We start from the raw sequence: 12,678 nt of genomic DNA, 5'->3' as shown, positions 1-12,678 counted from the left end.
CCAGAGTGAGAGTATTTTTATTTATGCATTTCTTGATCCACTTTGCGCCTCCTGATAATATTGCAGCGCAAGATCGAACCGGTCATCGAATGGAAAGGGCGCGCGCGTGATCAGTGCTGCCACCGCACGGAACCAGGACATCCATCTGCTCGACAGCGCCAAGCGCGCCTATCTGCGCAAGCCGACGATCCTCTTCGCTGGCCAGCCGAGCGAGGCCATCCGCGCCTTGACGGGCGACAGTTTCGCGCTGCTGAAGATCAAGCGCATTGCCGAGGATCATCTGCTGGTGCGCGATGCCGCGGGCCAGGATCGGCGCCTGGCCGAAGTGCCGCCGCAATTGGCCGCCGTCATCGCCTTCGACCCCGGCGACCGCGAACTTGCCGACCGCGCGGGCGACTGGCTGCGCAAGCGGCGCCACGCGGGCGTGTCCGACACCGCCGTGATTGGGGCGGACGATGCAGCCGGCTTCGCGGCACACATGATGGTCGTCGCACAGGGGCTGGCGCAAAGGAATGCCGAGCTGACGACGGCCTTGTTCCGCCAGTTGGCCGATGCGCGGCAGGCCAACGAGGAACTGCAGAACCGCTTTGCGGCGCTCGAAGCCTTCATCGACCGCGCCGGTCTGCAGCCGTTCGACATCGCCTTCGTCAACTCGCCGGTCGAGGACGACACGGAACCCAATGTATTGGCGACGGCCGGCAGTGGCGGCATCAGCCAGATTCTGCCCGTTGCCAGCAGCGGCGTCAGCGCCGTGGCGCTTCATGTCGCCAAGGCGGCACCCCGCAGCGGCGGCACCCTGCGCGCCGCCCTGCAATCCATCGAAGACGGCCGTATCATCGAGACCTGGACCGTTCCCATCGCCGAGATCAATGCCGGCTGGATGACCTTGTCCCTGCAAAAGACCGTCGCCGGCCTGCGCCGCACCCTGCGCCTCCTCGTCTCGGCCGAAGGCCAGCGTGCGGATCTGCCGACCCTCTCCCTCGGCAACGCCCAGCCCTTGGCCCTTTTCCGCCTGCAGGATGCCGATCTCAGGCAGTCCATCTCCAGCAGCAGCCTCGCGCTTCAGGTTTTCGTCGGCCTGCCCGGAATCGTGCCGCCGGAACGCGATGCTTTTGCCGCCCGCGCCGGTCACGACAAGGCCGATCAGGGTTTGCGCGAACTGGCCCTGCCGCAGGACATCCTCTTCAAGACGCAACAGGTCAATCTCGACATGGAATCGAGCGGGTTCGACGGTGTCAGCTATCTGGAGAGCGAGCGTGTCGTCTCCTGCCATCCGCCGGCGTTCGGTAGCACGGTTGCCAGGATCGCCGGCGGATGCCCCCAGGGCGCCTTGCGCGTTTCGGCCAATCTGCTGGTGGCGCATGAGAAGGCGCGCGACGTCGAATTCGCGCTCGTCGTCGGAGACGATGAGGGACGCATCGCCGGCATCCTCGCCGGCACCGACGACCCGCGTCCCGGCGAAGGGTTTTCCGGCTGGGTCCGCGTTCCGGCCAAGCAGCCGCGCTTCGGCAGCCTCTATCTCGACGCGCCGGCCCGCGCGCAAAGCGATCTCTATCTGGTGACGCGCATGGTCGAACCGGGCAACCATGATTTCGCCTGGGCGCGCTTCCTCAACATCCACGCTCTGGTGCAAGGCTGAACCGCATGCGCACGCGCAAGCTCCATCGGGCCGCCAACGAGACCGGCGCCGCGGCGCCCGCTGTCCGCGAGACGGCGGATTTCGCCCCGCGCCTCGCCATCGTCATCCCGGTCTACAAGCATTCTGTGCTGATGACCGAGGCAGTCGAATCGGCCCTGGCCCAGCGCGCCTCGTTCGACATCGCCATCGTCATCGTCGATGACGGCTGCCCCTTTCCGGAAACGGAGACCATCGGTTCCGCCTATGCCACCGCGCATGCCAATGTCTTCTATGTGCGCAAGCCAAATGGCGGACTCAGTTCGGCCCGCAATTACGGCGTCGATTTCGCCTTCGATCTCTTTCCTGGCATCGAGGCCGTCTATTTCCTCGATGCCGACAACCGCATCACCCCGCCGGCGATGCAGGATGTGTTCGACTTCCTGCAGAGCCGACCGGAGATCGCCTGGGTCTATCCCAATATCGACAAGTTCGGCATCGGCTGGAACGGCAGCTACCAGGCGCCCTATTCGCGCCTCCTCCATCTCACCTTCGACAATATCTGCGAGGCCGGCAGCATGGTTGCGCGCCGCGTCTTCGATGCCGGCATCCGCTTCGACGAGACGATGAAGGCGGGCTTCGAGGATTGGGATTTCTGGCTGCAATGCATCTCGCACGGCTTCGAGGGCGCCAACTACCCCTTCTTCGGCTTCGACTATCGCCAGCGCGCCGAGAGCATGCTGCGCGATTCGCACCGCACCAAGGCCGCCATCATGTCCTATATCCGGGAGAAGCATAAGAAGCTCTTCCAGCCGGACACGCTGGCGGCTTGGGAACATGCCGAGAGTCCGCGCTATGCCGCCATCGCCACCGGCACCTATGCCGTCTCGCTGTTCAGCGACCCGACGGCGCCGCATGCCAAGATCGATCTCGAAACCTATATCGACCGCTATTGGGCGGCGCTGGCCGAGCCGGATGCCCATGGCGTGCCGCCCTTCATGCTGTGGATCGCGCCGGCCCATCTCGAGGCGCTGCGCAAGATCGGCGTCATCCACAATGTGCTCTGGCATGCCGAGCGCCTGGCCGAGAAGCATCATCTGGTCGCCCTGCGCCTGGAGCACGATCCCGGCCGCATCGAGCTGCGCCAGATCGAAGCCGGGGCGCCCGACTACATGGCCAGGAAGCCGCTGGCCTGGATGTGCTCGGTCGATCTCTTCAAGGCCTGCGTCGACGACATCTCCGAGGAATGGATCGGCTCGATCCGCGGCCGCCACCCCTCGCCCGACACGGTCGAACTGGTGATCCGCGGCCCCTTCAAGGCCTTCGACCTCGACCGCACCGTTCTTTCGGCCACCAACGGCCTGCTTTCGACCCTGGGTGTGTTCCGCGATTCCGCTTATCGCCGCATGGCCAATCCGCGCTGGACCTGGCGCGGCGGCTATTTCCCGCCGATCAAGACGCATTACCGCCTGCTGCGCGAAGCGCTGGGGGCGGCACCGGTCCTGCCGCGCATTCCGGGAAAGGACCAGGCGCCGCGCATCGGCTTCCTGCTGCCCATCGCCTCCTTCGGCGGCGTCGAGAAGGTCGCCTATGCGATGGCGCGGGAACTGACGCGTCTCGGCTACGAGGCGCATCTCTATGTGCTGGGCAAGCCGTCCTGCGAGCTCGTCTTCGACCATGGCGATTTCGCCAGCATCAATTTCCTGATGGACGATTATCCGCTTTGGGGTGGGGCCCATCATTTCGCCGGCCACGATCTGATGATGGCGCAGGACGAAGGTGCCCGCGTCGAGCGGCTGCTCGGCCTCTTCGCCGGGCTCGATGTCGTCGTCAACTGCCAGGTGGCCCCAGTCAACGCGATCCTCGGCGAACTGCGCCGGCGCGGCGTCAAGATCCTCGACCATGTCCATGTGCTGGACCGCGCGCGTTCCGGCCGTGCCGCCGGCCATCCCTATATCGCGCTCGCCTACGAGCATATCTACGACCTCATCCTCACCTGCTCGGAACAGATGGTGGACTGGTTCCACGGCATGGGTGTCCCCAATGCCAAGCTGATGCATATCCGCAACGCGCCGAGCTTCGATCTGCGCGAGGCGGAAGTGCGCGCCATCCTGCGCCAGCGGCAGCGGCGCGGCCGGCCGGAACGGCTGCAGGCGCTGTTCCTCGGCCGGCTGGATTCGCAAAAAGGCATCGAGCGCCTCTATGCGGCGGCGCGGCTCATCCAGCGGCGCAAGCTGCCGGTCGACATCCGCCTTGTCGGCGGCGAGGTCCTGGGCGATCGGAGCGGCGGTTCCTGGACGGAACGCTTTGCCGAACTCGGCATCAGGCTGGAACCCGCCATCTACTCCGCCAAGGGCCTGACCGACGCCTTTGCCGAAGCCGACGTCCTGCTGCTGACCTCGCGCTGGGAAGGCGCCCCCTTGACCATTCTCGAAGCGCAGCGTGTCGGCTGCGTGCCGGTCGTGACGGCAGTCGGTGCCGTCGGCGAACTGGTGGAACACGATATCGACGGCCTCCTCCTCCATGCCGAGGATGACAATGCCGTCGCCCAGGAATTGGTGGGCGCGCTGGAGCGGCTGCTCGGCGATGCTCATCTCCATAATCGGCTCTCGGTCAAGGCGGCGGAGAATGTCGCCGCAAGGACCTGGGCCGAAAACCTGTCGCCGCTCATCGAACGGCTTGAGGCTTGGTTTCCCTTCAGGTCGGAGGAAATCGAGCTACGCCGAACCGTAACCTCGAGTCCGGGAAGATGAGCGGCGGCAACCATATGCGGTGCACCCTTGCCATCGCACTGGTGGCGCTCGGCCTGGTGGCACTTGGCCTGGGCGGCACCATGCCGGCCAGTGCCAGCAATGCGGATGGCACGCCCACTGAAATCGGCATCGCCACGGCCAATATCGCCTGGGAAACACCGGCGGAAATCGACGCTGTCTTTGCCGACATCCATGCCGCCGGGTTTCGCCATGTGCGCGTCGGCCTCAAGGATCCGATCGACCGTTCCTTCGCGGCCATGCAGCGCGCGAAGGAAGCCGGCCTTTCCGTCCTCGTCACCTTTCCGCTCATCGATGGCGCCGTTGCCGCGAAGGACGCCGCGCCGCGCGCCAGGACCGGGCGATTCTTTGCCGCTTACGGCCTTTCGCAGATCGATCTGGACCGCTTCCGGGCACGCTTCGATGCGCTGCTGGGCTTCACGGCACGCGCGCGAATTCCCCTCATCGGCATCGAGCTCGGCAACGAGCTTAACTGGTCCGGCTACAATGGCGACCTGCCCATGGCCGCCACCGGCCAGGTGATCGACAGCGCGGAAGATTGGGCCCCGGACACGCGGCGGCGCTTTGCCGACGGTCTCGACCGCTATCGCGCCGCGATGGAAATCGCGCGCGGGGCCATCGGCTCCCGCCCCATCAAGCTGATATCGGCGGGCCTGGCCGACATCAACGCCGACTTCATCAGCGGCAGCGGGGCCACCTATGTGGCGCCGGCCCTTACCTATGCCGCCTTCGGCGAGCGCCGGATTTTCGACCTGTCGGATGCAGTCGGCATCCATGTTTACGAACCCCTGCGTCAGGCCAACCATCATGCGGACCGCCAAGCCATGATCGAGGCACAGCTCGGTCCTTGCGGCATGTCGGCATTCGCCACGCGGCCGTGCTGGATCACCGAATTCGGCAGCGCCTTGCCGCACCGGCTTTGCGCCGCCGACGACGCCCAGCGCATCCATCTGCTGCGGCCCTTGCTGGACCGCCTGGCGCAGTCGGCATCGGCCGTGCCGTTGGCCTTCTACTACGACTGGAATGCCGACAAGGGCTTTGCGCTGGAGCGTTGCGGCCGGCCGACCGGGCTTGTGAAGGCGCTTTCCGACCACAATCAGATACCAGCGGCGCCCTGAGCCGACCTCAGTGGTGAATTCAACTCGTTCGGGAGAAGGATTATCGTCATGAAAAGACTCTGCTTCGGTCGCCAGCCGGCTGACACGCGCTATCGCTATCATCCCGGCATGCCCTTCTCCGAAGGACTGCCACGCTCCAACAGCACGACCTTCTCGACGATGTCGCGCAACTTCTACCTGACGTCGAACAAGGGCAATATGCTCATCGGCGAAGGTTCCTGCCGCATCTTCGATTACGACCGCAATTATTCCTGCATGCTCAGCGTGCACGTTCTCTACGACGCCTATAAGGGCTCGAAGGAGGCGATGGACCTGCTCAACAACAATTTCGACGCGCTCGTCCTGCCCATGGCGAACGAGATCCGGCCCAATCTCAACCATGTCTCGCTGCTCAAGGTGCTCGAACAGATCAAGATTCCCGTGGTCGTGCTCGGCATGGGCATGCAGAACGAGATGGAGGATATGAGCACGCTTGAACCGGCGACGGTCGACCTGCTGCGCTGGATCGACGAGCGGGCGCTCGTCTTTGGCGTGCGCGGCGCCCAGACCGAAACCTGGCTGAAGAAGATGGGCTTCAAGAATCCGACGGCGCTGGGCTGCCCCAGCATGATGCTCTATCCGGAGAATATCCTGGGCATCAAGGCACCGACCAAGAAGCCGGAGGATTACCGTTTCGTCACCGCCGGCTATCTGCAGAAGAAATCGGTGCGCGGCAAGCAGCTGGCGAAGTTCTTCACGGGCCAGAAATGCTCCTACGTCTTCCAGGATGAAATCTTCCAGTTCAAGGAAGAACTGCAGGGTCGGCATTTCTTCGACGATGCCCGCAACCGTATGCTGCAGAATGTGATCGAGCCGCTGGTCAACGAGGCGATCGGCGCCGAAGCGCCGTTCGACAAGTATTTCTATTTCGACAGCGTCGATGCCTGGCGCCAATGCTATGGCTGGCACGACGTCTTCATCGGCGATCGCTTCCATGGCGGCGTCGCGGCCCTGCAGGTGGGCCTGCCCACCGCGATCCTGTTCAAGGATCTGCGTGTCAAGGAACTCAGCGAATTCTTCGGCGTCCCGCACACCACGGTCGACAAGGCCTGCAACATGGGGCTTGAGGCCTTCATGGCGGAATTCATGTCGCAAGCGCGCATCGACGCCTTCCTCGACACCTACCGCATGCGCCTGAAGAATTTCCACCGCCATCTGACCGAGGCCGGCCTCTCCATGACCGAGAATTACCAGGCCATGCTGATGGCGGCCTGACCCCATGCCCGCCTTGCGCACCACGATCGTCGGCGGTTCCAACACGGTGATGGAGCCGGGCTATCTCTCGCAGATGCTGGCAGCCGCCGCCCGGCGCGGGATCGACCTCGACATTGTCGAGAATCTCGCTGTCGGCGGCACCACCAGCGCCTATGGCCTCTTTCGGCTGAAGGCTGGCGATGCGCTCGACCGTTCGGACCTGCTGATCGTCGAATATGCGCTCAATGACGCCTTCATCTATGGCGATGAAAGGCGGCAGTTCCGACACTGGGCGCGGATTTATGAGGGCATCCTGCGCTATGCGCTGACGCGCAATCCGCGCCTGCGCATCTGCACCATCGTTCTTGGCGCCCGCAATGGATCCTGGCTCGGCAGCGTACCCGCGATCGATGCCGGCATCCATTATCTCTCCGACTGGTACGGCACGGCCTGCATCGACATCTCGCGCGGCTTGATGCGCAAGTTCGGCCGCCAGGTGGTGACCGATCCCGCCTTCTATGTCGATCAGGGTCACTATGCACGCCCCATCGCCACCGCCATGGTGGCCGACCTCGCCGCCGACGGCCTGGCGGCGGCACTGGCGCGCGAAGGCGGAACGGCTCTGCCGCCGCCCGTCGACCCGGACCATTTCGCCGAAGCCGGCATCGTCGACGTTCCGGCGATCTTCGCCGCCGTCAAGGACGCGCCCCTGGCCGAGTTCCACAACCGGCGCTTCGCCTTCAGCGCCATCGACCTTGCCCGTCATCGACTGAGCCTTGAACTCGAGGGCGGCAAACTTCTAGGCGTCTTTCATATGAGTACACCCGACGTGGCGCCGCTGGCGCTGACGCGCGGCGATACGTCCTATCGGTGTTCGCTGCTGAAGGGCGGCGTGCGCGATGGCAAGTTCAAGTTCCTGGCCGCGATGCTGCCCTGTGAATTCCTCTATGGCGCCGACCTGCTGCAGCCGGCGGGGGCCGAGAGCTTCGCCCTGGCGCGTGCCGACGATGATCCCGCACTGAAGCCGCATGTCGCCAAGGACAATGTCGCCCAGGGTTCCGTCCCGGAGAACGCGCCCCTGCCGCTGCTCGGTCTTCTCTATAGCGGGCGTTGCAGGAACTTCACCGCCAACGCCACCTCCCAGCCCCCCATCCGCCGTGCCGCAAACTCGGCATAAGCCAATCACCGGGCGCCTCGTCTGAACGATCGGCTTCGCTGCAGTACCCTGTCCCTGAAGGGAGCAAGGTGGGGCATGCGTGACGATTGCCTGAGATGGAACCCGAAGCCCCTGCAACCTCATTTCCCATTGGAGGTCATTTTCCACTGGGCGTCGACATGGGTGCGTCATGCACCAGGAATTCCTCCAGCCCGTCCTTTGGCATCGGCGCGGTATCGCTGCGTTGTCCGGGCAGGTTTCCATGTTCCAGAAGTTGTTTCAATTCGGCCCTGGCGCGCGATACGCGGCTCTTGACGGTGCCGACGCGGCAATTGCACACCTCGGCCGCTTCTTCATAGGAGAATCCGCTGGCACCGACCAGGATGAGCACCTCGCGCTGATCGGCGTTGAGCTGCCAGAAGGCGCGGCGAAAATCGTTGAACTCCAGATTGGCTTCCTGCGCGGGTCCGATGGACGGCTCGTCGCCGGCCAGATCGTCGATCGGTGTCGACTTGATCCAGCGCTTGCGGCATTCGTTGTAATAGAGATTGCGCAGGATGGTGAACATCCACGCTTTGAAGTTCGTCCCCGGCGTGAACTGGTCGATCGCCGCCAGCGCGCGGACGACGGCATCGTGGGTCAGATCGTCTGCCTGGTCGCGGTTGCGCGTGAGCGAGCGCGCGAAGGCACGCAGATGCGGGATGACGTCGAGCAGCATTGCTTCGACATCCATCTTCGCGTGCCTTGCCACAGATGTTTCTTTCGCTGGCATTTCCATCCGATTCTTTTCGTTTCGGTCCCAACACCTGCGGTAGGTCGCAGTTCCTCGCGGCACCGTGGCGATGTGGGGCGACGCCTTGCCGCGGCCGATCTCTCATGCGCCGATCTTCTCTCGCGACATTTCTGGCGACATTGTCGATGCGCTGCTGGCACGGGCTGGGTTCGGACTGAAGTCTATGCCCCGGGCGCTATTTTCCGGAATCTATTTCTGGATCTGCGCTTTCAGCCTGCTGATCAGTTGTTCAAGTTCTGCCGGCAGCTCTTCGCTGCCAACGTCATTGAACAACCGATTGAGCTGATCGTCGAACCATCGATCCAGCGCCTCGGGAGGCCTGCGCTGCGAAACTCCCATTGCCCGCGAAGCCCCGATGTCCTGTATCTTTGGCGCCTTGGATTGATCCGCATCGGGCTGCATGAGCGTTCCGCCCAAATCATTCTTCTTGTCATGGTTATGTGCAGCCTTGCCGAGCGGCACTGGCTTGTGTTTGTCGTCAGTCATATCTGAATTCACTATGTCGGCCATTTGCGTGGTCATGTCATCTCTGCGTCATGTTGGTTCCGGTTCATCGAATGCGCCCCTCAATATCAGCCCCTCAAATACCCGTTGAGTGGGATGCCACCCGATATGAACTCCTGCGAGAACGAAGTTTTCCCAATTGAAGATCGAGAGTCCCGAGGAACGAAGTCGCGCAGATGACCACAGCATAACCATGGCTATGTCGATAAGTCATTTAGGAGTAATTACTTAGATCCAGCCCGCGGATTTTTCGCTCGGCTACGGGAACCCAAGACGGACGGAACGGTTCCAGTCATGTAAAAAAAACACGCCGTCGGCCGGATCGCCGGTGGCGAACTCCCAGCAAACTCGGGGCAAACTCGGGTCGAGATCAGGAGGGGGGTGGCACCGTGCCGGCAAATTCCGACGAGATCGTCCATAATCTGAAATATGTGCGGCGTTACGCGCGCGCCCTGATGGGATCGCAGGAGTCCGGCGATCTTTATGTTCGTGTCTGTCTCGAGGCCCTGCTGGCCGAGCCGGACGTGCTGCCCGCCGGCGCGGATGTGAAACGCGGCCTGTTTCGGCTGTTCCATGCCATCAGCAACCGCAATCTGGAGCCGGGCGAGGAGCTCGTCGACCTCTCGGTCGAAGCGCGCCTGCGCGCCTTGCCGGCGTCCGAGCGGCAGATTCTTCTGCTCACGTCGCTCGAGGGTTTTTCGATTGCCGATGCCGCCGTGATTCTCGACACGCCGCTGGCCGGGGCAGAAGCGCTTCTGGTCGATGCCTGGGCCACCGTCAACCGGCAGATCGCGACCACGATCCTGGTTATCGAGGATGAACCGGTCATAGCACTCGACATTGCCAGCCTCGTCACCGATCTCGGACACAAAGTCGTGGGTGTCGCCGCCAGCCAGGCCGAAGCCGTGGCGATCTTCAAGAGAACCCAGCCCGGATTGGTGCTTGCCGACATCGATCTCGGCGCCGGCGGGTCCGGCATCGCGGCGGTGACGGAAATTCTGCGCATGTCGTCCGTGCCGGTTATCTTCGTCACCGCCTATCCAGAGCGGCTGCTGACGGGTGGGCGTCCGGAACCAACCTACCTCGTGACCAAGCCGTTCGAGCCCGATACGCTGAAAGTGACGATTTCCCAGGCATTATCCTTTACCACCACGGGCCAGACCCGGCGCGTCGCCGTGTGATGCGCTGACATAAATGCGGCCGCTCCATGCAGTTCTTGGAGGCGCATCGTGATCGGCACGTTCCTGCGGCCCTTACGGCATCGCCTGATTCTGCTCTTTGCCATCGTCATCTCGGTCCCCAGCGCGTTCGGGATCTGGGCTGCCATCGATAATTTTCACGATCAGGTTGCCACCGCGCGGGCGGCGACGGATCGCTTCGCCACCCTGGCGTCGAACTACGAATCCAATCTGCTGTGGCAGTCGCACCAGATCGTCCAAAACCTGTCGCATGACGAAAGCGTCCTGCTGGCCTTGCGCGGCGGCACGGATCCGCGGGCGCGCGACGCCTGCAACGAAGCGTTCTTCCGCGCGGTGAAACCTTATCCGTCCTACGGCACGGCGGTCCTCTACGATCTTCGGGGCGACGCGGTATGCCAGTGGGATTCCAGCAAGTATCTGACGAACGTGTCGCATCGCGAATGGTTCAATACCGTCCTTGCCACCAGCGCACCCACGATCAGCGCCTATCTGGTATCGCCGGCACTGGAGGAGCCGATCATCTCCTTTGCGGCACCCATCTTCGATGCCGATGGCGTCTTCAAGGGCGCCATTTCTCTGGGCATCAGGCTCAACTGGCTGTCCGCGATCGGCCAGGAGCCGGGCCTGCCGCCGATCGCGCATGTGATCCTGCTCGACCGGCATGGCAAGGTTCTGGTCGGGTCCGCGAACACGGACACGCATGCCGACCTGATGCCGGCACCTGAATATGTCGAGCGCATCGTCAGCGGCGACCTGCGCGCCTTCGAGGCCGACGATGCCACTGCAACGCCGCGCTTCTTTGCCGTGAGCGCGCTTGCCAACAATTCCCTGTTCGTCCTCCTCAGCATACCGCGCGCCAGTATCGTCGATCCGCTGTTGCGCGACATGGCGATCCAGATCGGTATCATCTGCCTCGTGTCGGTGGCCGGCATGCTGGCCGCCATATTCGGGGCGCGCATCCTGGTGACGAAATGGACCGAGAAGCTGGCGGCCGCGGCGAATGCAATGGCTCTGGGCCAGCTCGACATGGAATCGGAGTTGCGCGGCGCGCCGGTCGAAATCCTGCAGCTCAGCGAAAATCTCAAAGCCATGGCGGCCCGCATCGAGCACCGCGAGGCCGATCTGCGCGATTCATTGGCGCAGAAGCAGCTGATGCTGCGTGAAATTCATCACCGCGTGAAGAACAACCTGCAGATCGTGACCAGCCTGCTCAATCTCTATGCCCGGCTGCCGCGCGGTGACGTGTTCCGCGAAGCCTTTGGCGATCTGCGCATGCGCATCAACGCATTGGCCCTGGTGCATCGGCACCTCTACGAAAGCGAGGACCTCAAGGAGATCGACCTCGTTCCCTTCATGCAGAATCTCTGCGCGCTGCTTCAGGACGGGTCCGGAGTCTCACCGCGGCGGGTCGCCCTGAATGTCGAATTTCCGGAACTGCGCATGTCCGGCAGCCGGGCCGTGCCGCTGGCATTGCTGACGACGGAAATCGTCAGCAACAGCTTCAAGCATGCCTTCCCGGACGGGCGGACGGGTGTCATCGATGTCGTCATGGCCGTGGACAATGACGGCAACGGCACGCTCGCCATTGCCGACAACGGCATCGGCCCCGCGACGCAACTGGCCGGGAGTCCGACGGCGACCATGGGCACCACGCTGATCGCCGCCTTCGCCAAGCAGCTCGGCGGACAGATTCGCGTCGCCGGCCCACCGGGCACGACGACGACGATCGACTTCGATCTGCGGGGCGCCACCCGCCCCAACTGACGTGCGATCCGCCTTACGCGTTGTTCTTGGTCGCGGAGGCGGCGGCGAACTCCAGATCGTCGGACTCCTGACGCGTGCCCTTGATCTCCGACACGATCGCCGACGCTTCGTTGGGCGACAGCTTCATGCCGTAGGGCGAACCCGGGCCGCGCGACTTGCGGATGATGTCCAGCAAGCGCCCGATGGCGCCAGGCAGGTCCAGCACCTCGGCCAGCACATCGCCGGCGTCACGCGGCGTCTGCGCCGTCGCGTCGGCCAGCTGCTTGATATAGGCCTCCAAAAACGGCGCCCGGCCGATCTTGGCATAGCAGGCCGCGTCGAGCAGCACCGATTTGGCGAGTGTCGGCCGGCCGGCGCGGTCCGGGTCGGAATAGTCCCTGATCGTCTTGGGGGATAGGTTCGCGGCCTTGGCCGCATTGGTGACGCCGAGGATGCGCAGGACATCCAGGGTGGCATCTTCAAAGGATCCAGCTGCGCGAATCTTGGTCATTCTGCCTCCAAATTCTCCAACAGGTCGGGCTGCGG

General features: G+C 63.6%; 10 protein-coding genes. 7 read left to right on the top strand and 3 right to left on the bottom strand.

The genetic code is table 11. The annotated features are described in order from the left end of the window. Window positions 1–106 precede the first annotated feature (106 nt). The 5 genes from ACE3TY_RS03550 to ACE3TY_RS03530 are packed head-to-tail and all read left to right on the top strand — an operon-like array spanning window position 107 to window position 7,914. A complete protein-coding gene (locus ACE3TY_RS03550; RefSeq protein WP_374650936.1) occupies window positions 107–1,639 on the top strand; it encodes a DUF6212 domain-containing protein in 1,533 nt (510 codons plus the stop codon). A 5-nt stretch (window positions 1,640–1,644) separates the two neighbouring features. Further along, window positions 1,645–4,368, top strand: a complete 2,724-nt coding sequence (locus ACE3TY_RS03545; protein WP_374650934.1) for a glycosyltransferase — start codon at window positions 1,645–1,647, stop codon at window positions 4,366–4,368. Then, entirely contained in the window at window positions 4,365–5,504 is a 1,140-nt protein-coding gene (locus ACE3TY_RS03540; protein WP_374650932.1) for a hypothetical protein, read from the top strand. The genes ACE3TY_RS03545 and ACE3TY_RS03540 overlap by 4 nt, the downstream gene beginning before the upstream one ends. Before the next feature lie 48 nt (window positions 5,505–5,552). Further along, window positions 5,553–6,758 (top strand): polysaccharide pyruvyl transferase family protein, encoded by a 1,206-nt coding sequence (locus ACE3TY_RS03535; RefSeq protein ID WP_374650930.1) that lies wholly within the window; start codon window positions 5,553–5,555, stop codon window positions 6,756–6,758. A gap of 4 nt (window positions 6,759–6,762) precedes the next feature. Then, window positions 6,763–7,914: an SGNH/GDSL hydrolase family protein gene (locus tag ACE3TY_RS03530; RefSeq protein WP_374650928.1), complete on the top strand. Its 1,152-nt coding sequence runs from the start codon at window positions 6,763–6,765 to the stop codon at window positions 7,912–7,914. Between the two features lie 136 nt (window positions 7,915–8,050). On the opposite strand, the gene ACE3TY_RS03525 is transcribed toward ACE3TY_RS03530, so the two are convergent. After that, window positions 8,051–8,626, bottom strand: a complete 576-nt coding sequence (locus ACE3TY_RS03525) for a sigma-70 family RNA polymerase sigma factor (RefSeq protein ID WP_374650926.1) — start codon at window positions 8,624–8,626, stop codon at window positions 8,051–8,053. Between the two features lie 249 nt (window positions 8,627–8,875). After that, complete coding sequence (locus tag ACE3TY_RS03520; protein ID WP_374650924.1) at window positions 8,876–9,208, bottom strand: hypothetical protein; 333 nt, start codon at window positions 9,206–9,208, stop codon at window positions 8,876–8,878. A 371-nt stretch (window positions 9,209–9,579) separates the two neighbouring features. Here ACE3TY_RS03520 and ACE3TY_RS03515 point away from each other — a divergent pair, with 371 nt between their 5' ends. Next, window positions 9,580–10,371 carry a response regulator gene (locus tag ACE3TY_RS03515; protein ID WP_374650922.1) on the top strand — a complete coding sequence of 264 codons (792 nt, stop codon included), beginning with the start codon at window positions 9,580–9,582 and terminating at the stop codon, window positions 10,369–10,371. A gap of 48 nt (window positions 10,372–10,419) precedes the next feature. Further along, a complete protein-coding gene (locus ACE3TY_RS03510; protein ID WP_374650920.1) occupies window positions 10,420–12,153 on the top strand; it encodes a sensor histidine kinase in 1,734 nt (577 codons plus the stop codon). Window positions 12,154–12,166: 13 nt separating this feature from the next. On the opposite strand, the gene ACE3TY_RS03505 is transcribed toward ACE3TY_RS03510, so the two are convergent. Then, window positions 12,167–12,643: a hypothetical protein gene (locus tag ACE3TY_RS03505; protein ID WP_374650918.1), complete on the bottom strand. Its 477-nt coding sequence runs from the start codon at window positions 12,641–12,643 to the stop codon at window positions 12,167–12,169. Window positions 12,644–12,678: the final 35 nt, after the last annotated feature.

Origin of the sequence: Dongia sp. (genome assembly GCF_041918875.1) — a bacterium.
GTDB lineage: Bacteria > Pseudomonadota > Alphaproteobacteria > Dongiales > Dongiaceae > Dongia.
The sequence above is the reverse complement of the archived record's forward strand: the minus strand, read 5'-3'. Positions and strand labels throughout refer to the sequence as shown.

What these genes read in the sequence shown, in the direction of transcription:
- ACE3TY_RS03545 (WP_374650934.1), top strand. Translation starts at nt 1,645, where the DNA reads ATGCGCACGCGCAAGCTCCATCGGGCCGCCAACGAGACCGGCGCCGCG.
- ACE3TY_RS03540 (WP_374650932.1), top strand. Translation starts at nt 4,365, where the DNA reads ATGAGCGGCGGCAACCATATGCGGTGCACCCTTGCCATCGCACTGGTG.
- ACE3TY_RS03535 (WP_374650930.1), top strand. Translation starts at nt 5,553, where the DNA reads ATGAAAAGACTCTGCTTCGGTCGCCAGCCGGCTGACACGCGCTATCGC.
- ACE3TY_RS03530 (WP_374650928.1), top strand. Translation starts at nt 6,763, where the DNA reads ATGCCCGCCTTGCGCACCACGATCGTCGGCGGTTCCAACACGGTGATG.
- ACE3TY_RS03525 (WP_374650926.1), bottom strand. Translation starts at nt 8,626, where the DNA reads ATGGATGTCGAAGCAATGCTGCTCGACGTCATCCCGCATCTGCGTGCC.
- ACE3TY_RS03520 (WP_374650924.1), bottom strand. Translation starts at nt 9,208, where the DNA reads ATGACCACGCAAATGGCCGACATAGTGAATTCAGATATGACTGACGAC.
- ACE3TY_RS03505 (WP_374650918.1), bottom strand. Translation starts at nt 12,643, where the DNA reads ATGACCAAGATTCGCGCAGCTGGATCCTTTGAAGATGCCACCCTGGAT.